This is a genomic window from Prevotella sp. kh1p2 (genome assembly GCF_900111525.1).
Classification (GTDB): Bacteria; Bacteroidota; Bacteroidia; order Bacteroidales; family Bacteroidaceae; genus Prevotella.
Window position 1 is genome coordinate 1 of the sequence record NZ_FOHY01000022.1, and the last position, 22,912, is coordinate 22,912.

General features: G+C 55.3%; 20 protein-coding genes. 7 read left to right on the plus strand and 13 right to left on the minus strand.

Annotated features, from left to right (window positions below):
• From BMW31_RS11685 to BMW31_RS11710, 6 genes are all read left to right on the plus strand, one after another.
• Positions 1-309: IS30 family transposase (locus BMW31_RS11685; RefSeq protein WP_177166323.1), on the plus strand; the 309-nt coding region annotated here is incomplete at its 5' end.
• A gap of 129 nt (positions 310-438) precedes the next feature.
• Complete coding sequence (locus BMW31_RS11690; RefSeq protein ID WP_177166324.1) at positions 439-1,914, plus strand: amino acid adenylation domain-containing protein; 1,476 nt, start codon at positions 439-441, stop codon at positions 1,912-1,914.
• Between the two features lies 1 nt (position 1,915).
• A complete protein-coding gene (locus BMW31_RS11695; RefSeq protein WP_255404956.1) occupies positions 1,916-2,392 on the plus strand; it encodes a GNAT family N-acetyltransferase in 477 nt (158 codons plus the stop codon).
• Between the two features lie 35 nt (positions 2,393-2,427).
• Positions 2,428-3,102 carry an alpha/beta hydrolase gene (locus tag BMW31_RS11700; RefSeq protein WP_091826138.1) on the plus strand — a complete coding sequence of 225 codons (675 nt, stop codon included), beginning with the start codon at positions 2,428-2,430 and terminating at the stop codon, positions 3,100-3,102.
• On the plus strand, positions 3,099-3,452 hold the full coding sequence (locus tag BMW31_RS11705) for an MmcQ/YjbR family DNA-binding protein (protein ID WP_091826142.1): 354 nt from the start codon (positions 3,099-3,101) through the stop codon (positions 3,450-3,452). Before BMW31_RS11700 ends, BMW31_RS11705 begins: the two co-directional genes overlap by 4 nt.
• Before the next feature lie 21 nt (positions 3,453-3,473).
• Positions 3,474-3,809, plus strand: a complete 336-nt coding sequence (locus BMW31_RS11710) for an MmcQ/YjbR family DNA-binding protein (RefSeq protein WP_091826144.1) — start codon at positions 3,474-3,476, stop codon at positions 3,807-3,809.
• Between the two features lie 130 nt (positions 3,810-3,939).
• Here the strand turns inward: BMW31_RS11710 and BMW31_RS11715 are convergent, their stop codons facing one another.
• The 10 genes from BMW31_RS11715 to BMW31_RS11765 form a co-directional block, all read right to left on the minus strand.
• Positions 3,940-5,850: a SusD/RagB family nutrient-binding outer membrane lipoprotein gene (locus tag BMW31_RS11715; RefSeq protein ID WP_255404957.1), complete on the minus strand. Its 1,911-nt coding sequence runs from the start codon at positions 5,848-5,850 to the stop codon at positions 3,940-3,942.
• A gap of 22 nt (positions 5,851-5,872) precedes the next feature.
• The gene (locus BMW31_RS11720; protein ID WP_091826148.1) at positions 5,873-9,115 is read right to left on the minus strand and encodes a SusC/RagA family TonB-linked outer membrane protein; all 3,243 of its coding nucleotides are present in this window, start codon (positions 9,113-9,115) and stop codon (positions 5,873-5,875) included.
• 114 nt (positions 9,116-9,229) lie between these two features.
• Positions 9,230-10,411, minus strand: a complete 1,182-nt coding sequence (locus tag BMW31_RS11725; protein WP_410524448.1) for an exo-beta-N-acetylmuramidase NamZ family protein — start codon at positions 10,409-10,411, stop codon at positions 9,230-9,232.
• Positions 10,412-10,421: 10 nt separating this feature from the next.
• Complete coding sequence (locus BMW31_RS11730; RefSeq protein ID WP_091826153.1) at positions 10,422-11,870, minus strand: sodium:solute symporter; 1,449 nt, start codon at positions 11,868-11,870, stop codon at positions 10,422-10,424.
• Between the two features lie 34 nt (positions 11,871-11,904).
• Positions 11,905-13,200, minus strand: a complete 1,296-nt coding sequence (locus BMW31_RS11735; protein ID WP_177166326.1) for a transglutaminase-like domain-containing protein — start codon at positions 13,198-13,200, stop codon at positions 11,905-11,907.
• Between the two features lie 90 nt (positions 13,201-13,290).
• Positions 13,291-14,451, minus strand: coding sequence for a dipeptide epimerase (locus tag BMW31_RS11740; RefSeq protein WP_091826157.1), 1,161 nt, complete (start codon positions 14,449-14,451; stop codon positions 13,291-13,293).
• 70 nt (positions 14,452-14,521) lie between these two features.
• On the minus strand, positions 14,522-15,541 hold the full coding sequence (locus tag BMW31_RS11745; RefSeq protein WP_091826159.1) for a C40 family peptidase: 1,020 nt from the start codon (positions 15,539-15,541) through the stop codon (positions 14,522-14,524).
• A gap of 246 nt (positions 15,542-15,787) precedes the next feature.
• A complete protein-coding gene (locus tag BMW31_RS11750) occupies positions 15,788-16,552 on the minus strand; it encodes a hypothetical protein (RefSeq protein WP_091826161.1) in 765 nt (254 codons plus the stop codon).
• Between the two features lie 380 nt (positions 16,553-16,932).
• The gene (locus BMW31_RS11760; RefSeq protein ID WP_091826166.1) at positions 16,933-17,556 is read right to left on the minus strand and encodes a flavodoxin family protein; all 624 of its coding nucleotides are present in this window, start codon (positions 17,554-17,556) and stop codon (positions 16,933-16,935) included.
• Between the two features lie 173 nt (positions 17,557-17,729).
• Positions 17,730-18,908: an iron-containing alcohol dehydrogenase gene (locus tag BMW31_RS11765; RefSeq protein WP_218140609.1), complete on the minus strand. Its 1,179-nt coding sequence runs from the start codon at positions 18,906-18,908 to the stop codon at positions 17,730-17,732.
• Here BMW31_RS11765 and BMW31_RS11770 point away from each other — a divergent pair.
• Positions 18,892-19,137, plus strand: coding sequence for a hypothetical protein (locus BMW31_RS11770; protein WP_143049203.1), 246 nt, complete (start codon positions 18,892-18,894; stop codon positions 19,135-19,137). The two genes, BMW31_RS11765 and BMW31_RS11770, sit on opposite strands and share 17 nt — an antisense overlap.
• Here BMW31_RS11770 and BMW31_RS11775 read toward each other — a convergent pair.
• The 3 genes from BMW31_RS11775 to BMW31_RS11785 are packed head-to-tail and all read right to left on the minus strand — an operon-like array spanning position 19,127 to position 22,899.
• Positions 19,127-20,092 (minus strand): Gfo/Idh/MocA family protein, encoded by a 966-nt coding sequence (locus BMW31_RS11775; RefSeq protein ID WP_091826172.1) that lies wholly within the window; start codon positions 20,090-20,092, stop codon positions 19,127-19,129. The genes BMW31_RS11770 and BMW31_RS11775 overlap by 11 nt on opposite strands.
• A 15-nt stretch (positions 20,093-20,107) precedes the next feature.
• Positions 20,108-22,351 (minus strand): glycoside hydrolase family 3 C-terminal domain-containing protein, encoded by a 2,244-nt coding sequence (locus tag BMW31_RS11780; protein ID WP_091826174.1) that lies wholly within the window; start codon positions 22,349-22,351, stop codon positions 20,108-20,110.
• A 47-nt stretch (positions 22,352-22,398) separates the two neighbouring features.
• Complete coding sequence (locus BMW31_RS11785; RefSeq protein ID WP_091826176.1) at positions 22,399-22,899, minus strand: pyridoxamine 5'-phosphate oxidase family protein; 501 nt, start codon at positions 22,897-22,899, stop codon at positions 22,399-22,401.
• Between the last annotated feature and the right edge of the window lie 13 nt (positions 22,900-22,912).

Genomic DNA, 22,912 nt, shown 5'->3' on the forward strand with positions numbered 1-22,912 from the left:
CTGCTCGCAGGATGCGGGGTGCCCGTAAGGACCATAACGACTGACAACGGCACTGAGTTTGCCGCACACCAAATCATCGCAAGGGAACTGGACACGACCGTTTACTTCGCACATCCATACTCGTCATGGGAGAAGGGGGCCATAGAGAACATGAACGGACTCATCAGGCAGTATATACCCAAGAAGACGGATTTCAGGGGAATAACAAAGCAGTATATCAGACACGTGATGGAAAAATTGAACAACAGGCCAAGAAAGAAAAACGGATTTGGGAAGCCTAAAGACCTCATTAAGGAAAGAATTGCCTAACTTTGCACTTGCTTATGGAATCCGCCTTGCTGTTTCATAATGGTAAAAAAAGAAAAATTGCTGCAGGCAGATGTAACCGCCTGTCGATGATTTTTTGTATCTTTGTGGCAGTCAGTAGAGAAACTGAAAATGGAAACGATTTACACCTTATTTAAACAGCAGGTGGCCGAACGGCCCGATGCGCTGGCCGTGGCCGACTGCCGGCGGCAGCTCACCTACAGCCAGCTGGACGCCCTGGCCGATACCATCGCCTCGCGGTTCCTGTGCAACCGGCCCTCGTTCGTGGGCATTGCGATGGATCACGGCGTGGAGATGACGGCCGCCATACTGGCCGTACTCAAGTCGGGAGCCGCCTACGTGCCCGTAGAACCCAATTTTCCCGTAGAGCGCATACGCTTCATGATGAAGGAGTGCGACGTCGACTTCCTGATTACTCACCGCAAGTACGCCGCCCATATAGACAACGGGTTCCGCAAACTGCTCATAGAAGAGGGGCTGGAAGTGCGGAGCGACATCCAGATAGACGACATGTCGCGGCCCGACCGGCTGGCTTACGTGCTCTATACCTCCGGCACCTCGGGCGAACCCAAGGGCGTAAAGGTTACCCATGCCAACGTTTGCCACTACGTGCATGCCTTCAGCAACGAGTTCCACCCCAAGGAGGGCGACCGCATGCTGCAACATTCGGTGTGCTCGTTCGACATCTTCGTCGAGGAGATGTTCACCACGCTGCTCTCCGGCGCAGCCCTCTTCATCCCCCCGGAGGAAACCAAGGCCGACATGGGGTTGCTGATGCAGTACGTTGAAGAGCATGCCGTTACGGAGATGAGCGGTTTCCCCTACCTGCTGCTCGAGATGAACAAGCTGGAACGGATACCCCGTTCGCTGCGGCTGCTCATCAGCGGCGGCGACGTGCTGCGCGAGAAGTACGTGGACCGGTTGCTCCCGCAGGCGATGGTGTACAACACCTACGGCCCGTCGGAAACTACCGTCTGCGCTACCTATTATAAATGTAACGGCGGCCGGCCACTGCCCGACGGCACCTATCCTATAGGCAAGCCGGTGCTGGGAACGGCCATAGACATAGAGGACGAGGACGGCAACGTGCTCCCTCCGGGCCAGACGGGAGAAATCTGCATCTACGGCCGAGGCGTGTCGCAGGGCTATGTGGGCGTTAAACCCGAGCAGGTCAACTTCGCCGAAGACAGCCGTGGGCGCCGCAAGTACCGAAGTGGCGACCTGGGATACGTGCTGCCCGACGGCAACATCGCTTTCCTGCACCGCAAGGACAAGCAGGTAATGATACTGGGCAAACGCGTGGAATGCGACGAGGTAGAGAACCTGATAAACACCTGCAGCGAGGTGGAGCAAGGCGTGGTGGTGCCCTATACGGACAGCAGCAACCTCTCGTATCTGGTTGCCTACATCGTACCGCGCGACGTGCGGAAGTTCAGCTATGCCGAACTGCGGCGCAAGCTCTCCATGTATCTCGCACCGTACATGATGCCGGAGTTCTTCGTTGCCATGCACGAACTGCCCATGACGACCAACGGCAAGACCGACCGGCAGGCACTGCCTGTGGTACTGAAAGAATGGAATCTGTAAGATGATGGATAACGGAAGACTGGAAATAAAGGAAGCCACGGCTGCCGACGTGGAGCTGCTGATGCAGTGGCGCATGGAAGTGCTGCACGAGGTGTTTGCCATTCCGGCCGATGCTGACACGGCGGAGCTGGAGCATGCCAACCGTGCCTATTACCGGCAGCAGTTGCGGGAGGGCGGACATGTGGCCGTGCTGGCGCAGGTTAACGGCGTAACCGTGGGCTGCGGCGGACTGTGCCTGCAGCAGGAGATGCCTTCGCCCGACAATCCCGACGGGCGCTGTGCCTATCTGATGAACGTTTACTGCCGGCAGCCCTATCGCCTGCAGGGCGTAGGCCGCGAGATTGCCGGCTGGCTGGTGGCCCGCGCCAAGGCAATGGGCATAGGCAAAATCTATCTCGAAACCTCCGCTGCCGGGCGCCGGCTGTACCGCTCGCTGGGCTTTGCGGAAATGAAGGACATGATGCGCTTGGAGTTCTGATATGTTTTTGTACCTTTGCAGAAAAGCTGAAACAAATGACGATAAACGGTAAGGAAATTTACGTTTACGGTGCTGCCGACAAGCCGCTGCCCGTAGTTTACCTGCACACCTTCGGCAATGAGGGCGAACGGGTGTGGGAGCAGTGCCGCAAGGTGGGCACGCGCCAGTTCGTGCTCGTGGCCATCAGCGGGCTCGACTGGAACGCCGACATGTCGCCCTGGCCCATAGACAGGTTGTTCGAGGGCGACGAACCCTGCGAAGGCAGGGGCAGGGAGTGGCTCCGCACGCTTGTAGAAGATGTGGTGCCGCAGGCCGAAGCGGGCTTGCAGGTGGCCGGCCGTTACCTGGCAGGCTACTCCTTGGCCGGGCTCTTTGCCTATTGGGCTGCCTGCCAGACCGATTGCTTCGACGGCATCGTGTCCGGTTCGGGCTCTTTCTGGTTCCCCGGCTTCATGGATTTTGCCGCCTCCCACAATTTCGTAAAGCCGCTGCGGGCTGCATACTTTTCGTTGGGCGACCGCGAGCGCATTACTCGCAACGAGGTGCTGGCCACCGTTGAGGACAACACCCGGCAACTGGCCGACCGCGTAAAGGCGCAAGGCATAGCCACGGAGTTCCGCCTCAACAACGGCAACCACTACATGCAGGCGGACTGGCGCATGGCTAAAGGCATACAATGGCTGCTGACTGAAACCAAGAAAAAGATATGAATATAGAAGAAGTAAGGGAGTACGCGCTGACCATGCCAGGCGTTACGGAGGATATGCCCTATGGTCCCGACTGGCTGATATTCCGCATTGGCGGCAAGATATTCCTGCACTTGAGGCTCGAATCGCCCGAACCAACGTGTGCCGTGAAACTGAATCCGGATGAGGGAGCCGACCTGCGCGAACACTACGACGGCATACGGCCGGCTTATCATCTGAACAAGATGCACTGGAACGACCTTTATCTGGACACGCTGGACGATGCGCTGGTGAAGCTGCTCATCGGGAAATCGTACCGCATCGTGCGCGCCCGCCTGCCCAAAAGGCTGCGCTCGCAGTACGGTGAAGGGTAAAACGAAAGGAGATAGAAAGGGATGAATGTAGAGGATTTGCGGGCTTACTGCCTGTCGCTGTCGGCAGATGTGGAGGAGAAGTTTCCCTTTACCAAGTTCAGACAGGCACAGGATGTACTGGTGTTCTACATCGGCGGCCACATGTTTTGCTATTTCGACATCAACGACCTGAGCCACGTAACCGTGAAATGCCGGCCCGAACGCATTCCGGAACTGCAGGAACGGTACGACTGGATAGGCAACCCCTACAACGGCAATGCCCGGTACTGGATAGGCATCAACGCCCTTGAGGCCGACGGCAAGGTGCTGCGGGAGCTGATAACAAACTCGTTCCAACTGGTAAAAGGTGCCCGGTGAGGCCGCAGCTTGGCTGTTTAGCGCTTCGTTACACAGGTTGGTGATAAAGTAAAACCTCAGACTTCGGCTTTCGAAATCTGAGGTTTTATCGTTTCAAATGCTGTTTGCAGCTGTTGCAAACGCACCGTTTTTATTCCTGATTGGAGTCCCACCAGATGGGCAGGGTGCGTATCTGCTCGGAGTTATACCACACTGACTTCACGTTGGCAGTGGTAGGCAACGGCAAATCCAGGGCTCCCGGAACTTGCGCTCCGATGGCTTCCAGATTGGCGGAGTTGTAATCGGTCTCGTACGAAGCCTGCGGCAGGCGGCGCGGAGACTTGCCGTCGGGGCAGTAGGTCTTGGCCGAACCGGTTACGTTATACCAGTGGGGCTTGCCGTAGTTCATGAAGATGGCCGGGTCGTAGTCAAAGCGGCGCATGTCGTTCCATGTCTCTGTGCTCCACAGCATGGACATAATCTTCTGCGTCATGATTTTGCTCATGCTGATGTCGGAGGCCGTTCCGATGGCATTGTCGAGGAAGTTGGCAATGTCGGCAGCCGGAGCCGGGGCAAACGAGGGGCAGCTGGCCAGCGTAGCATCGCCCTTTACCCAGTCCTTGCATTTGTCTTCTACGGCTTGGATGTTGGCCTCAATGGCAGCCTTGTAGGCTGCAAAGGCACCGGCCTTGTCGCCCTTACGCATCAACACCTCGGCCCGGATAAAGCATGCCTCCCAGTAGGAACCGAAGAAGGTGGGCGTGTCGGGGCGTACAGAGAACACGCCGCTCACGGCACTCTCGTCGACTTCGCCCACACGGAAGAGCAGGTCCTTGTTGCTGTTGTAGCCCTTGGAACTTGACTTACCGTGCACGTAGATGGTGTCGCCCTGCCGCTCGCTGTTGCTGGTATTACAGTACCAGGAGTTGGCGGGGTAGGTTATGCCGTTATTGGTGGTTCCGGTTGCCGTGAACGCGATAGGCGTGGGGCCGCCGCCATTGATGAAGATGTCGTTGTGGATGATGTCGATGCCCAACGAACGGCGCCATGTTCCGTTGGCGTTCCACTTGATTTCGGCCGGCGTGCTGGCCGACTTATGGGAGCGAACCCAGGGGATGAACTTGTCGGCACGGGGGTCTTCAATGCCCTTGTTGTCGAAGTTCGTCAGGTTGTCGTAGAAGGTTTTTGTCACGTAGTAGCGGTTGTTGTTCATGCCAATGCAGGAGAAAATCTCGTTGAAGTCTACCGTCTCGTCCCATCCCTCCACGTCGTGCGTGCTGCCGTTGGTGTCGGTATGGTAGATAACAGTATTGTCGGCATTGCTCTGCTGCGCCTTGTCGAGGCAGGCCAAAATCTCGTCGGCGTCGTATTTTCCTTCCTTGTAGCTGCCGGGCTGCTTCTTGGTGAGGTGGTTGAGCCAGCGTGCCTTGAGCAGGTAACAGAATTTAAGCCACTTGCTCACGTCGCCGTTGTTCCAGTTGTCGCCCACAGAGAGGGGACTGGCTCCAGCCTCCTGCGTCCGCGAAAAGAGGTCGATGGCCTCTTCAATCTCGCTCACGCAACCCAGGAAAACGGCTTTTCCGGTATCGTACTTGGGAGCGGTGGCTTCGCCCAACGCCTCGGTGTAAGGGCATTCTCCAAAGTGGTCTATCTCGTTCATGAAGCCGTAAGCGCGCATGAGCTTGGCACAGCCGGCGTAGTGATAGGCTCCGGCAGCCATGGCCTTGTCGTAGAGGTCTTTCAGGTTGGATGCACACGGCACCAGAAACCACTGCTGGAGGTTCGATATTCGCGTGCTGGCATTTAAGTTCCACCTGGCTGCTCCGCCTTCGCGGGCTGCCGGGGTGGTGAGCAATCCGGTAAAGTAGGTGTCTGTGCTGGCGCCAATCTCGTAGCATGCTTGCAGGTAATGGAGGCACCAGGGCAACCGGTACTCGTAGCTGGCCGAGTTGGCAGTGGGGGTGTTCGGGTTTTCGTTAATGTCCAGATAACCATCACAGGCATTGAAAGTCAGCATGCCGGCCAAACCGATTATGATTGATTGATAGAGTTTCATAGTCATGTGTATTTATGGGTTGGGTGATTTAGAAAGTGATGTTGATGCCGAAGGTGAAGCTCTGCGTTGCAGGCACGCAGCAGTAATCCATGCCAACGGAGGACGAACCGATGGAACCGGAACCGGCATAGGACACTTCGGGGTCGCCGTCGTAGTTGGTGAAGAGGAGCAGGTTGTTGGCAGCAAAGTTAACCGATGCAGCCTTGATGAAACCCGTCTTTTGCAGCCAGGCAGCCGGCAGGTTGTAGACTAAGTTGAGAGAGCGCAGGCGGAAGTAGTTCACCTTGGTGATGAAGTTGCGCGATTCGCGTGGGTAGTAGGTCTGATAGTAGCCCTCTATGATGGCATCTCCGGAGGTAGGCTTGCCGTTGTAGTCGTAAGTCTTGCCGCGTTCGAAGGTGTAGCTGGCCGGTACATAGCTGTCGCCCTGCTGCTGGAGGCCGTCAATGGTGATGGATTCTCGGTTCTCGCTCAACTTACTCATGCCCGCAACGGTCATTGCGTATTGAGTTCCGTTGAACACGTCGCCGCCAAAGCTGAAGTCCCAAAGCATGTTCAGAGACAGGTTTTTGTACGTAAACGTGTTGTTCCAGCCGCCACGCACCTTGGCTTCTCGGTTGCCCACCTCGTGCTTGTCGGAACCATCATAGGAGGGCATGCCGTTCTTGTCGAGAATAACCTGCCCGTCTTCGGCTCGCGACCACTGACTGCCGGAGATGGCCATGAAGTGGCCGTCGTTGAACGAAGCTGCCCTCACGTTGCCTATCTGTACATCGGTAACGTAGAGAATGTCTACCCCGTCCATGAGATTTTTAACCGTTCCGCGGTTTCCGCTCAGGTTGATGCCGGTCTCCCATTGGAAATCCTTGGTCATTACAGGCGTACCGCTGATGGAGAGCTCCATACCTTTATTATATACATCGCCGGCATTCACATCGCGCAGAATGTAGCCGATGTAGTTGGAAAGGCGCGGACTCATAATCTGATTGTAGGAGTTGTTGGTGTAGTAAGCATAGTCCAGGCGGAGCCGGTTCTGAAAGAAACGCAGCTCAAGGCCCAGTTCCGTAGACTCTGTTATCTCGGGTTTGAGGAACGCGTTGCCTGCTGTCCAGCTGTTACCCATGCCCGTCTTACCGCCAATGAATGTGCCTATGGGCCACAGGCTGGTGTTGGTGGAATAGGGGGATGCGTCTTTTCCTACGCGTGCCCAGCTGGCACGAACCTTACCAAAGGTGAGAATGTCGTTCTTGGGCATGAGCTCGGTAAATACCAGGGCACCGTTGAAGGACTGGTAAAAATAGGAGCGGTTGGCCTTGGGCAGCGTTGATGACCAGTCGTTGCGGGCAGAATAGGTGAAGAAAGCGATGCTCTTCCAGTCCAGACGGGCTTCTCCGTAAAGACCCAACAGGCGGTGCTGCGACTTTACATTCTTGAAGTTGCGGTCGGTGGAGTTTGAGTTGTCGAAGGAATAGAAGTCGGGTACGATGAGGTTCCACGCCATGCGGTAGTTGGATACGGTCTTGGTATCCTCCGAGGTGAAGCCCAACAAGAGGTTTCCGTTAAAGTCGCCGATGGAATGACTGAGGTTGGTCATGATGTTGTTGGAGAAGTAACGGTACTTGTAATCGTTCTCGCTGTACATGCCTTTCTGCCAGTCAGATTTCACGACTCCGCCCCGTGCAATCCTCTTATAGTTGTTGGTCTCGTGTTCGTCAATGCCCAGGCGGTAGCTGACCCACCACCACGGAGTGATGTCGGCACGTACCTGGATGCCTCCGGTGAGGCGCTGGGTGCTGTCCTTAATCTTGTTTTTGTTCACAATCCAGTAGGGGTTGTCGCGTTCATCCCAATATTCGAGCGCATCGCTCACGCCGGGTAGGCGGTAGCGGGAGCCGTCTTCGTTCATGTAGTGCGTCATGTCGTCGAAGGCCGACCAGCGATACACGCTCGTCATGGTACCCGACCCGGCTGAGCCATAGAGGGCAGCACTGGTCAGGGTCTTGTCGGTATGGGCAACGGAATAGGCTACATTGGCACCGAAGGTAAGCATCTTCCACTTCTGTTCTCCATTGAAGCGGAACGTAGCCTTGTCGTACCCGGTGTGCGGAATGATACCACTCTGGTCGTAGTAGGAGCCGGAGAGAAAGAAGTTTCCCTTGTCATTGCCACCCGAAATGCTGACGTTGTTGTCGGTTGCAAGCCCCGATTTGAAGAAGTTGCCGATGTTGTCGTACGTCGGTTCGCCTGCTTCAGCCTTCTCTCCCCATGAATCGTAGGAACGGTTGTCATAGTCGGTACGCAGATAGTTGCCCGCGGCATCGAATACATCCTGGGAGTATCCGCGCTTGTAAGTTTGCTGGACATCGGGCAGTTGCCATACATGCGAAGTGGTCAGCTTGCTGGAGAAGTTCAGCTCAACACGCCCGGACTGTCCCTTCTTGGTGGTGATGATGACGGCACCGGCTGATGCGCGGGAGCCGTAGAGGGCTGCTGCGGCAGGGCCTTTGAGCACGGAGATGTCGGCAATGTCTTCGGGATTGACGTCCATCACACGGTTAGCATTGGTGGAAGCAGCCGAAACTGTGCCGTCGAAAGCGGAGTTTCCGGGTACGGTTGTGGAGTTATCATAGATGATGCCGTCGATGACAAAGAGCGGCTGATTGTCTCTTTCGAGCGAAGTTCCGCCACGTAGGATAATCTCGGAACCGCCACCCGCAGCGCCTCCTCCTTGGGTAATGGTGACACCGGCAATCTTTCCGGCGAGCGAGTTCAGGATGTTGGTCTGCTTGTTCTTCATCAGCTCGTCGGCTTTCAGGTCGGTGATGGCATAGCCGAGCGCTTTTTTGTCTTTCCTGATACCCATGGCCGTTACAACAACTTCGTTCACGGTACGGGCGTCTTCACGCAAGGTAACATTGTAAGTTCTGCTGTTGCCAATCTTTACTTCTTGTGTTTCAAAGCCGATATAGGATATTTCGATGACTGAACCCACCGGTGCATCAATGGAGAAGTTGCCGTTCATGTCGGTAACAAAGCCTTTGGAAGACCCTTTTATCACCACGCTTGCACCAACAACGGGTTCTCCGTTGGCGTCGCGTACGCTGCCTGTAATGCGGTTCTGCTGCTGTTGCAGAGACTCGGCATGCAAGGTTCTGCCGGCTGAAGCCACATTGGCAGAAGCTGTTCCACTGCCTAAAACCAAGGCACTCAATACCGCTGCTGCCCATAGAGTACGGGGAGCGGTGTTCTTTTTCTTGTGGTTTTCATCCATAATCGTAAAGAATTAAATGAAACTTATAGGTTGATGTTTTGTTTAAAAGCGTAGAGTGAGCGTGTAGTTTCCGTGTACCGGCTGTTGCGAAAGACACGAGCAGGGCAGCGGGAACTATTCTTTGTATAGCAGATATTTGCGGCGTTGGCGCTTGAACTTCTCCACATCGGCCTGCCACATGCGGCTGATTTCGGCTGCACTTTTACCTTGCTCAATCATGGGGCGCACGTAGTCAACGCCAATGAGCTTCTCAAAGAAACCGGTGAAGAACCTGTCTCCCATGTTCAGAGTTCTGTAAGCCTCAATCAGATAGCCGAGGTCTATCTTCCTGTTCCAGATGGCTGTGTCGCTCAGTTGGCTGAGATTTCGCCCCCGACACAGTTTTCCGAGCTGCGGAGGGTTCTTTGCTCCCTCCACACTTTGCGGCGTAAAGGAATGTGAGTAACCTGTCATGTCGGGATGGCCGAACTGCTGGAAGGGCAGACTTGTTCCGCGTCCGAGGCTCACCGGAGTGGCTTCAAAGTAGCAGAGCGACGGATACAGATAGACAGCTTTCATGTTTGGCAGGTTTGGAGAGGGCGCTACAGGCAGCCGGTAGCGTGTTTGGTGCGTGTAGTTCTTGCACTTGATGACCGTGACTTTGCAGCGGATGCCGCCCGGAAGCCACCCTTCGCCGTTAGCCATGAGTGCCAATTCGCCCAAGGTAAGGCCGTGCACAATCGGAATGGGAAGGCTTCCTACTCCCGATTTGTACTTCATGTCCAGGATGGGTCCGTCTACATAGAAGCCGTTCGGGTTGGGGCGGTCGAGTATAACCATCGACTTACTGTAGGCAGCGCATTGCCCCATAAGCTTTACCATGGTAATATAATAGGTGTAGAAACGCAGGCCCACGTCCTGAATGTCGCTAACGAGCACGTCAAACTTCTTCATTGCGGCCTCGTCGGGTATGCCGTCTTTGACGCCGTAAAGTGAGTAGATGGGCACGCCAGTCCTTTCGTCTACACCGCTATTTACCGTTTCACCGGCGTCGGCCTTGCCTCTGAAGCCGTGCTCGGGCGAGAAGATGGTCACAACCTGTATGCCGTTTTCCAGCAGAACATCAAGCGTATGCTTGTTGCCTACGATGCCCGTCTGGTTGGAAAATAGCGCCACGCGCTTGCCTTTCAGCAATCCGATATATTTATCTGTTCGTTCTGCCCCGGTAATGACACGGCCTTGGCTTCTGCATTCGGCGTGAACGGAGAGACAAACCGATATCAGGAGCAGGGCGAGAAGATGGGTGCGGTGTTTCATGAGGTGCTTGTTAAGGTTGTTTCTTGATGAGCAGACAGAGCCCGAGGAAAGTGAACAGGGCATTGAATATCAGCAATTCGTAGCTGAATTTATAGCCCCCGAACCAGCTCTCGGAATTGGATTGGAGGATGTAACAGAGAATAGGAGAGAGCACAGCGACCAGCGGAATGTACTTGTCGCGTACTTTCTGCTTGGTCAGTATGCCGAAGGAGAACAATCCCAGGATAGGTCCGTAGGTATAGCTGGCCAGCACGTAGACGGCATCTATTACGCTCGAATTGTTCAGCAGGCCAAAAACAAAGATGACAATTCCCATCAGCACGGCCATTCCGGCATGTACTTTGCGCCGCGTTCCGGCCAGCACTTCGTCCTTGTCGGCCTTCTTGTCGGCGCCCAGAATGTCGATGGTGAACGATGTGGTGAGTGCAGTCAGGGCAGAACCTGCGGCAGAATAGGCCGACGAGAACAGTCCGATGATGAACAGCACGCCCACTACTACCGGCAGAAAGTTGCTCGTTGCAACGGCCGGGAACAGACTGTCGCCTTTGGCGGCAATGCCTGTCTTGGCTGCAAACTGATACAACAGTACGCCCAACATGAGGAAAAGCAGGTTGATGATGAACTGGCAGAAAATGCTCACCATCATGTTCTTTTGCGAGTCCTTGTAGTTCCGGCAGCTCAAATTACGCTGCATCATGTCTTGGTCAAGTCCCGTTGTGGCTATCATGGTGAATACTCCGGCCAGGAACTGTTTGAAGAAATAGCGCTTGTCATTGATGTCATCGAAGAAGAAAACCTGGCTCATATCACTGTCGGAGATTGACTTCAGCATGCCGGCAAAGTTTAGTTCAAGTCGCCCGGAGATGTAGTAGATACAGAGAACGACCGACAGGACGAGGCAGAGAGTTTTCAGCACATCGGTCCAGATGATGGACTTCACGCCCCCGCGGAAAGTGTAGAGCCACACGAGGAATACCGTGACTACCACATTAAGAATAAAAGGCAGGCGGAGTGGGGCGAAGACCAGCAGCTGCAAGGTTAGGCAGACGAGGAACAGCCTGACCGATGCGCCTAACATCTTGGAGATGAAGAAGAACCACGCTCCTGTCTTGTAAGACTTCGCGCCGAACCTGTCTTCCAGATATTGGTACACCGACACCAAGTTCATCTTGTAGAACAAGGGAATAAGAATGAAGGCTATGACAAACTGACCCACGATGAAACCCATCACCATTTGCAGGTACGAGAAGCTCTTGTCGGCCACCATGCCCGGCACGGAAACAAAGGTAACGCCCGAGATAAACGACCCCATTGTGGCTACTGCCACCACATACCACTTCGATTTGCGGTTACCTACAAAGAAACCTTGGTTGTCTGCCTTTCTTCCACTTAGGTAGGAGACGGTGAAAAGCAGCAAAAAGTAGGCTACAACGGTAATGATGATAGTTACAGGGGTCATTTTTCAGGATGATTGATAGTTATGGATTGATGTTTTAAAGTTCAGTAGAGGTGACGTTGATGTGCCAGTCCCATTGGTCGAAGTAGAGGTTTCCGCCGGCCCATTCCACTTCTCCGCGCTGGAAGTCGACGGTCTCGCTGCGCGGAAACTTCTTCTGTGGAAACAGCGGCATGCCGTAGTCGGAGTTTACAACCATGCGCCAGGAGTCTATGCCCCCCAAGAAGAAGTAGCGCTCCTCCTCGTTGGCAGCGTAGGAGGGGATGCCGAACGACATGTCTGCCGGCACCCAGCCGGCGCCTTCAAAGTACAGTTCGCCCCAGTCGTGCAGGTTCTCTGCGTGCGGATGCAGCATGAAGCCGCTCTCGAACCGGGCCGGAATGCCGCTGATACGGCACAGCGTCAGGAAGAGCAGCGTTACCTGTCCGCAGTCTCCGTGGCGGTTGGCCAGAACGTACTCGGGTATGTTGTCTATCGTAGAATACTCTCTGGCCGAAGCCCAGGGGAAGTTGTCGTCCACCCACTTGAATATTTTCTTGGCTTTCAACAGCGGATTTTTTTCGCCTTCGGTGAGGCTGTCAGCCAGCTGTCTGAGCCGTGGTGTGAACAGGATATGCCGGTCGCGTTCCGATGTGTACTGCCTGTAGAGCGCCGTGGAGGTGTCGTAGGGCTTGATGTCTTCTGCCTTGATTCCGTGCCAGCTGCCGTAAGAGGTGAACTCGAAGGTCTCGGAGAAAACGGTGGGTTGCCCCTTCCTTGCGCGCTGCTCCATGTAGAGCGACGAGTGCGCACAGCTCATGGGGGCACGTGATAGCGGCTTGATGTTGGTCGATATGAGCCTGACATCCTGCTGCCTGTCTATGTCCGTGCGTGGGAAAGGCAGCCAGCATCTCACAGTCTCGCTGTCAGGTACGGCATCGGCCTTTACCGTTATGCTATAGTTTACGCGTATGCGCTTGGGTTCAGCCAGGTGTTTGTGGCTCCGTTTGCAGGCCTCAATGATGCGCGGCACGTTCACCCGGTCCACCTCCTCACTGCCTTCTGGGGTCTTGCCGTCCTTTTGTTCCTTTATCTTTCGGCATGTTGCGTCAATGCGGAAGAGGTTTGGCGCGGCGTTGTGGAAGTACAGTTTCTGCCCGTCTACGGTTCTCGACTCCAGTGCGCCCGTCTTTTCCCAGGCGTTCATCTGCGCTTCCGTCACGTCGGGAATGTACTTTCGGATATAGGCCTTCACCTCTTCATGTGTTCTGTTGAAGTCAACTGACAGCCTGTGATGCAGGTCGGCATCCCACGAATAGCCTTGGGCAGCGGCCGAAAGAACCCCTGCCAGCATGGCTGCCGTTGCCGACAGCTGCTTATGTTTGATAGTTATCTTCATTCGTTGTACCAACTCTCTCATCTTCACAGTTTTGGTTCCGTTGCGTTATCCGTTCTTTTTCTTCACCACGCCTATGCCGGGGCGGTCGGGCAGAGTTATCTTTCCTTTCACCACTTCCATGCCGCTAAAGCGGTCGTTGGATATCAGCAGGTTGCCGTCCAGGTCGGCAAAGTCGACTGCCGGCGACAGTTGCGCGGCTGCACTCACGGCACAGGAGGTTTCCGTCATGCACCCCATCATCACTTTCATGCCACGGGCGCGGGCGTAGTTCAGCATCTTCCAGGCTTCGCGCATGCCGGTACACTTCATCAGCTTGATGTTAATGCCGGAGTAGGCGCCCTCAATGTCCTTGATGTCCTTGAGCCGCTGGATGGCTTCGTCGGCAAAGATGGGCAGCGGACTGTGCTCGGTTATCCAAGCGATGTCGTCCTTCTGCTCTTTGGGCATGGGCTGTTCAACCATTACGATGCCGTGTTCCTTGAGCCAGAAAATCATGTCGAGCGCTTTTTCCCGGTCTTTCCAGCCCTGGTTCACGTCAACGGCAATGGGCAACTGGGTTACGGTTCGGATGGTTTCTATCATTTCCTTGTCGTTGTCGCGGCCCAGTTTCACTTTCAGAATGTTGAACTTGTCGGCACATTCGCGCGTCTTCTGCTTTACCACATCGGCCGTATCAATGCCGATGGTAAAGGTGGTAGAGGGCGCTTTCTCCCTGTTCAGCCCCCATATTTTGTACCACGGAGCGCCCAACAGCTTGCCCACCAGGTCGTGCAGGGCTATGTCTACGGCAGCCTTGGCAGCGGTATCGCCGGGCGAGAGACTGTCGACATAAGTTAGGATATCGTCCATCAGGAACGGATCCTTGAACCTGCTGAGGTCCACTTTCTGCAGAAACGCGCTCACGCTCTGCACCGTCTGCCCCAGATACTGTGGCATGGAGGCCTCGCCGTAGCCCACTATGCCGTCGTATTCCAGTTCAACCTGCACGTCGGGAGTCGTGGTGCGGGAGTAGGAAGCTACGGTAAATACGTGCTGCAGCCGCAGTTCGTAGGGGAAGAAGCGCAGCTTGAGCGTTTTGCCCGTTCCCTTTCGGTTGATGTTGAACAGGGGTGCAGCCACTTTCTCCATGGCCTCCACCTTGCTCAGAGCCAGTGCGGAGCCTGCTGCAGCGAGTGCTGTTTTCTTCAGGAAATCTCTTCTGTCCATGCTGTTATTTGTCTGTTTTCGTTGCTAATCTTTGTCTTCACCATATCCCACTGTGGTCAGCAGCAGCCCGTTAGCGGTAGAAGTTGTTGCGGTCCGTAGTGTTCATGCCCTCCTCGTGGTTGATGTAGGGCAGTATGCGTTGTGCCCACAGCAGCCTGCCCAGGTTGTATTCGTCGTACTCGGCATCAGCAGGATTAAAGCTGCTGATGTGTACCCAGCCCAGTGAGTGAATGAACTTCTTGTTACCTATATATATACCTACGTGCGAGACATGGGCTGGTTTGCCGTCCATAGCCTTGCGGCCGAAGAACACGAGGTCGCCCGGCAGCAGGTTGCCGAAGTCGGGCGCGATGTCGATGTGCTGCCCCTTGAAGGCTTGCTGCGAGGCATCGCGCGGTATGATGATGTCGTGTTGCAGCAGGGTGGTTCGCACAAAGCCGCTGCAGTCAACGCCCTTGGTGCTCGTGCCACCCCACATGTAAGGCACGCCGATGAGCCGCTTGCCTGTCTCTATAATGCTGGCAGCGTCGTGCCTCACGGCTCGGCGCCACTTCTCTACGGGCTGTCCGTCGGCTTTGGGCAGGTAACCTGTGCGGCCGTCGGGGTAGGCCACGTGGTAGAACTTACGCTTGGTGCCGAGCAACTTCAGTCTGTTGCCGGCCACGACGTCGCTTACCGTCTGCGCTCTGGCGGTGGCTTTGCTGTACACAAAGCCGTAGATGGCTGTTACCACCACCTGCTCTGCACGGTTCCACTGCTCCAGTTCGGCACGCGTAACCAGCCGGAGCGAGGCGCCGAGTACCCACGAACGGTAGTTGTCGGGTGTCTCTATCTCGTACCATCCGTCTTTTTGCAGCAACTTTACGGGCATGCCGAGCAGGGCCTGCGAGGCCATGCCGGCGTCGTAGTCGTTGGCTTGGCGCAGGTTGCATACCGACACGTTGACTATGGCCCACTGCTTTTCGCCTAACGTGTCGGCCGGCAGCGTCGTGCTGTCAGGCTCGCTTGCCATCGCGCCCACATGCAAAAAGAAGAGTGAGCCAATGGCAACAAGCACCCATCTGAATATAAAGTATTCTTTTGTTTTCATTTTCTGCAGAATGTATTTATCATGTCAGGCTTCATGGTTGTTACGGTTTTATGATGCCTCAGCTTACAAAATCACGTTCCAATCGCACTTTATGCTGCAAATATATATATTTTTTGCGACTAACAGCATAAAATATCAAAAAAGCTGCTCCTACGGCCTAAAAACAGCGAAAGCCCTGAATAGGTTTTCGAAATCTATTCAGGACTTGTGTGTTTCGGATTGTTTCGGAACTCTTTGTTATATGGATTACGCCCAGCATTTTATTTTGACAGCGTTCAGTTTGCTGTTTAGAAGCTTTTTCTCTGTCTGGTTTTTCATGCGACTAACATCCCGTTTCACTGCAGCTTTAGTAGGATAACCCACGGTTTCTTCCCAACCGCCAAAGACGCCTAACTGTATTTTATTGTCGTTAGCCCCCGTGTAGGCTGCTATCCAATGGAGAAAAAGCCCCGGATTTTTCTTGTACAGGCTTGCCAGAGTATAGTCCACGTTATCTGCAACAGCGCCGTCGACAAACAAGTACAGTTTGTTCCATTCGTTCAGTGCAGCGCTGTCAAGCGGTTGATGGCTCAAGTCGCTGATGACAGACTTCCACTCTTTTTCGCTCTTATCGTTCACCTTGTTAGGCAGCATGACTCTCTTGCCACCAATAGCGATGGTGCCGAACGGCAGGTATTTTATGCTAATAGTAGGGTCGGAAACATCAGTCAGAGCCAGGGTGTCGCCGACGAAAGAGATAATGTTTTGCATCATGTCTCCTAAGTAGGCCATGCAAAGCGTATCTCCCCGCAGTTCGTACCTATCTGTACGTTCGGGTGAAGCATCCACCCAGATAACGGAATCGCCTGTGAAGTATAGTTCACAGTAAGCGTCATCGCCCACACTGTTCCATGAGCCTTGCAGTTTCTCCCTTATGGAACTTGCTGTTACAGGGTGGTTTGGGTTGGTTTTTTCCTTGCAACTCATGAATATCAGCAGTAAGCTGACTATAAAGCATAAGGATTTTTTCATGTCTTAGTTTTCTTGATGATGTGCAAATATAATGTGAAATCTTTATTCTGCAAAGGTTTCTTCGCCTTTTTATTTTGTAGTAGTGGGATATATGCGAGGCATGACCGATGCCGTTGCGGTAATTAGTGTGCCTTTTTCAGGATGCCGAAGCTATGCTTCAGGAACTTTCGACAAGTGTCAAACGATGATGCGACACTTGTCAAATTCATGTGCGACACTTGTCGAAAGTTCCTGATTGTGGTGAATGACGCCTCCGGCAGGCGTTTGCAGAGAACTGAAAACGCGCGTGTGAGCCCGGCGGGGCGGGATAACAAAAAAGCCTGACGAACTATGCGGAGGCTGTCAGGCTTCTTTGCTGCGGGATTGCCGTCGGCAACCGGTCAGCGGATAAAGTGCATGGGCGCCCACGGCTCGCTTTTAGGCAGGTCGCTGGTGCCGTCGTGGTGCAGCTTCTTCAGCATCCAGGACATGTTATAGGCCAGTGTTCGCATGGTCTGCATGCCCTCTATATCCTGCGCTGTCTCGCCCTGTTGGCGGCCGTAGGCTATGTTCCAATACTGCGAGGATACCACGGGCATGTTCATCATCTGGAACATCATGTTCATTGCCTGGAAGGCAGCAGTGGCGCCGCCCCGGCGACATACGGCCACATTGGCTACGGGTTTGTATTGCAGGTTCTGCCCGTTGGAGTAGAGTATGCGCTGCAGCACGGCCATGAGTGCGCCGTTGGGCTGGCCGTAGAACACGGGGCTGCCGAAGACGAAAGCATCGGCCGAGGCGCATTTCGCCGACAAGCTGTTGCATACATCGTCGTCGAAGATGCAGCGGCCGGGGTTCTTCGTCTTGCAGTTTCCGCATGCCGTGCAGCCGCGAACGGGCCGGGTGCCCAGGTTAAAGATTTCGGTCTCAATGCCTTCTTGCTGCAGCGTGCGGGCTATCTCGTTAAGTGCGGTAAAGGTGTTGCCGCTCGGATGCGGGCTTCCGTTCACTAATAAAACTTTCATTTCTGTTCTTCTTGTTTGCTAAGTTTCGGTTTCCATTGTGCGCGGAACGTGTGTTCCGCCTCGTAAAGTCAAAAAAACGCGGCCTGCAGGCACCGGCATCAGTGGCCGTAACTTGCATGCCGCGGGTTGGCGGTTGGCCATAGGGGCAGGCGCAGAGGCCTGCTCCGGCCGGCTTACTTCATGCACATGCGGTAAATGGCAGCCACGTCTTCCTTGGCCAAAGGCTTGAAGGCGTAGGCCGTTCCGCCGTTCTTGACGGCTTTTTCGGCCATTACGTCGAAGTAGGTTTCATCTATTCCCACCTCCGGAAGTGTGCGCTTGAGGCCCAGAGTCTGGAAGAAGAAATGGTCCAAAGCCTCTATTCCTTTGCGTGCAACATCCATCGGGTCGCCTTCGGGGCTTATACCAAACACGTTGGTGGCAAACTGCACGTACTTGCTTACATTGGTTTCGTCGAGGCAGTACTCCATCCAGCGCGGGGTGAGGATAGCCAGGCCCAGTCCGTGGGTGATGTCGTAGATGGCCGAGAGCTCGTGCTCCATGGGGTGACAGCTCCATGCCTGCTGCTTGCCTCCGTTGACAAAGCCGTTGATAGCCCATGAACTTGTCCACATCAAGTTGGCTCTCGCCTCGTAGTTTTCAGGCTCGCGGATGGCTATGGGGGCGTACTTGATGATGGTCTTCATCATGCCCTCCATGAACGTATCGAGCATGTAGAGGTCCTGGTTCATGTTGAAGTAAACCTCGATGATGTGGCTCATGATGTCGGAAGAGCCGCAGGCAGTCTGATAGGCGCTCACAGTGAAAGTGTTGGTAGGGTCGAGGAACGATGCCTTTGGCAGCAAGATGGGTTCCATGCGGCCTATCTTGTCCTGCGTGTCGGGATTGCTGATAACGCCTCCGCTGTCCATTTCGGAGCCTGTGGCCGACAGGGTGAGGATGGTGACAATGGGCAGTGCCTTCTCAATAGGTGCCCACTTCTCGTTGAAGAAGTCCCACGGGTCGTGGTCAACGCAGGCTGCCGCGGCTATGAATTTGGAGCAGTCGATGGTAGAACCGCCGCCTATGGGCAGGATGACGTCGATGTGCTGCTCCTTGCAAAGGCGCTGTCCTTGGCGTACGGACTCCACACTGGGGTTCGGTTTCACGCCCGGCAGCTCGAAGAGTTCAAGCCCCGCGGCCTTTATCTCTTTCACTGCTTTGTCGTAAAGGCCGGTTCTCTTGATGGAACCGCCGCCATATACCATCAGCACTCGTGTGCCGTACTGCTTTAACTCGGGGCCAAGATGCTTCATCTGGTCCTTTCCGAAGTAGACCTTAACAGGCAGGTCGTAAATGAAATCGTTAATCATGTTGGTTTTGTTTTATGTGAAATGTATGTCCAAAGACGGCAAGCCGGACTGCGGCTGCAATCCCCGAACGGTTGAAAGTCATGTTGCAAAAGTACCTAAAAAAGGCGAGAAGGGCATCGTAGCCATTGTGGCAATGCTTACCAATATTACAGATTTTGACCCAGAGAGGCTTCTGCAGAGTGGCAGCCCGGGAGTAAAGCGGTTGCCGGTGACTGCATTCATTTGGTGAGTTCGATTGTTTCCATGACCCGGCAGGCCGTTTCGAGCAGGCTGTAAACCATCGGGTAATCTTGTTCTCTCCACGCTTTGGCGAAGCATTCGAACTCTGCCGTCAGCCTGTTCGCGGTGTCATCGAGGGCGAACTCCTGCCGCTCGCCGTCCGTGCAGAGCGTGAAACTCGGCATCGTATTGACGGGTCCGTTCACCCGCAGCCAGCCCTTTTCGCCTTCGATGAGGGCAAAGTTGTCGCCGTCAGCATCCTTGGCAGCCGTACAGACGGCAACCATGCCGGGATACTCGGCCACGAGCGTGCCCGACGTATCAATGCCGTTGTAGCCCCGCACGGCATGGTAAGCGGCCTTAGTGGGTGTGCCGAAGAGGCCTGCTACAAAGTTCAGGTTGTACACATTGAGGTCGAGCAGGCTGCCGCCGGCACACTGCGGGTCGAAAGCCGGCATCTTTTCGCCGGCCAGATAGCGGTCGTAACGGGACGAAAACTGGCTGTAATTGCAGATAACATGGTGGATGTTGCCCAGCCGGGGCAGCAGTTCGCGGATTTTGAAGAAGTTCTTGAAGTGCAGCGTTGTAACTGCCTCAAAGAGCAGGAGATGCCTCTCCCGGGCCAGCCGGACCAGTTCCTGCGTTTCTGCCAGCGTGGGGCACATCGGCTTCTCTACAATTACGTGCTTGCCGCAGAGCAGTGCCTGCCGTGCCGGTTCGTAGTGGGCGCTGTTCACGAGGGCTATGTACACGATGTCGGTATCGGCCTCCAGAAACTCATTGTAGTTGCCGGTGGCCAGCGGAATGCCGTAACGGGCGGCCAGTTCTTGTGCCTGCGGGAGACTGTGAGGGCGGCAGCAGAGTGCCGAGAGTTCATATCCGGGCATGCCGGCGAGGGCCTTCATGGTCTCTGCAGCCATTCTGCCGGTGCCCACGATGCCCGTTCTCATTTTCTTGCCAGTCATGTTTTCGGATTTTATTTACAGTTCCTGGTCGGGCTGAAGAATGTCGTTTACCTGCTGCGTGTAGGCTTTTTTCAGGGTGAAAGCGGCCTGGCAGCGAATGTCCTCGACATTGGCGCCGAAGAGAACGGCATACTGTCCGGCGTCTGCTATCCACTGGCTGGCAGACTCGTCGAACGAAGCGAGCGCGTAGCGTGACACGGCGAAGCTGAGCGTCTGGCTCTCTCCGGGTGCCAGCTTGCGCGTCTTGGCAAAGGCGCGCAGCTCCTTCGCGGGTTTCTCCAGCTTGCCTTTGGGCGCCGAAACGTACAGCTGCACGCTCTCCTTGCCGGCAACCTTGCCCGTGTTCTTTACCGTGACGGTGGCTGTGAAGCCGTCTTTCGTGGCCTTGACCTGCGGCTTGGAGTAAGCGAAAGTGGTGTAGCTGAGCCCGTAGCCGAATGGATAAGACACCTCCTTACGGGCAGTATCGAAGTATCGGTAGCCCACATTCAGGCCTTCGTGATGGAGTGAGACCTCATCGTTGGTGCCTTTCCGGGTGGGGAAATTCTTGCTCGAAGGATGGTCCATCACGTCAATGGGCCACGTCATGGGTAGCTTTCCCGATGGATTAGCTTTGCCCGTAAGCACGTCGGCGATAGCATTGCCGGCCTCGCCACCGGGCTGCCAGGCCATGAGAATGGCGTCGGGACGGGCTTTCCACGATGCAGTTTCCATCACGCTGCCCGAGTTTATGACCACCACAACTTTCTTTCCGGCAGCGTGGTAGGCCTCGGTAACGTTCTTAATCATGTCGAGTTCGTCGGCGGTGAGGTTGAACCCGCGCCATCCCTCAATCGGGCGGTCCCAGCCTTCGCCTGCTTCGTGGGCAATGGTGATGATGGCCAGGTCTGATTTCTTGGCCTGTTCATCGGCCAGATAGCGGCTGATGGCAAGCTCGGGATACTGCGTGCGGCCGGCAGCTCTGTCCCAATTGCTTTTCTGGAGCATCTTGCTGTGGGCGTCGTCGAAGTCTCTGCCCATCTTGTAGAGGTCGGACAAATCTGCCGTATGGTTGATGCCGGCGTTTGAGAGGCCCTGGGCAAGCGACACGGCAGAGGCTATGTTGACGCAGCCGGAGCCTAATCCACAGGCAAGAGTTGCGTACGACTGGGCACCGAAGAGAGCTACGGTCTTAACACCCTGCATGGGCAGGGCTGCGTTCTCATTCTTCAGCAGCACCATACCCTCGGGAGCACTCTCGCGAACCAGCCGTGCATGAGCCTCGAGGTCGGGCCGGTTGCTGTACTTGTAGCCACGAAACGCGGGCGTCTTGACGATGTATTGCAGGATGCGTTTTACGCAAATGTCCACGTCCTCCATAGCCAACGTGCCGCCCTTCACGGCTTCCACAATCTGTGTTACCTGCTCGTTGTTGCCCGGTTCCATCAGGTCGTTGCCGGCGTGAACCTGCGCCACGGTGTTGCGTGTGCCCGTCCAGTCGGTCATGACGATGCCGTCGAAGCCCCACTCCTCGCGCAGCAGCGTGGTGAGCAGCTGTCTGTTCTCCTGCGTGAAGGGGCCGTTGAGCCTGTTGTAGGAAGACATCACGGTCCAGGGATGCCCCTCTCTGACGGCTATCTCGAAGTTACGAAGGTAGAGTTCGCGCAGCGTTCGCTTCGATACCACTTCGTTTACGCTCGTGCGCTCGGTCTCCTGACTGTTCACGGCAAAGTGCTTCACGCTGGTTCCTACGCCGTTGCTTTGGACGCCGCGCACCGTGCAGGCGGCCATCTTGCCGGCCAGCAGCGGGTCTTCTGAATAGTATTCAAAGTTACGCCCGCACAGAGGAGAGCGGTGGATGTTGAGCCCCGGCGCCAGCAGTACGTCGCATCCGTACTGCAGTACCTCGTCGCCCATGGCCCTGCCAGTCTGCTCGGCCAGCTCCACATTCCACGTGGCAGCCACCAGCGAGCCCACGGGAAAGGCCGTGGTGTAGTAGGTCCGGGCGTCGTCCTTACGCGTTGGGTTGATACGGAGGCCGGCAGGGCCGTCGCTCAGGATGGTCTGCGGAATGCCCAGTCGCGGTATGGCGGCGGTTGCTCCGGCAGCTCCCGGAACTTTGGTCTGCCTCTCTCCGACAAGCAGACGTGCCTTTTCTTCCAAGGTCATGGCCTTGAGCACGGCGTCGATGTTGCCAGCCGTGAGTTTTACTGATTGTGCCGCAGCAGGCAGCAGGCCTGCCAGCAGCAGTGTGCTGATGAAGAGTGAACGTATTTTCATGTTGGTATCAATAAATGGTTGATTATACTAAGGAAAGCTGTTGGGTGTCAGTATTGTACGGGATGGGTAACTCGCTTGCACTTGCCGCTGAACTCCGTGAAGTCTATGCGGATGATATCCACGCGGTGAAAGCTCTTGTGGGCGTACTTGTCGCCCAGCTCCCTGAAGCCGGGAGAGAGCTTGTCGATGAGCAGGTGCAGGGCTTTCATCTTCTCCTCCTCGGTCAGGTTGGCCCTGGCCGTGCCCTTGCAGACCACGCTCTCGTACTCGGTGGTGAAGCTGCCGGGCATCAGGTTCACGCGCCCCACGATGCAGAAAGACACCTCGGGGTGGACAGCAATGGCGCGGAGCTTACGCCCCTGGGGCGCACAATGAATGTAGATGCTGCTCTGCCCGTCCCAAACGTAGTTCACGGGGATGCCGTAGGGCTCTCCGTTCTCGGCGGTCATGGAGAGCACGCCGTACTCTGCCGTCTGCAGAAGTGCCCTTGCCTGGGCTTCGTCCATTAGCCGGTCTTGGCGGCGGATGCCGCTGTTGTCGAATTTCATGCGCTCCTGTTTT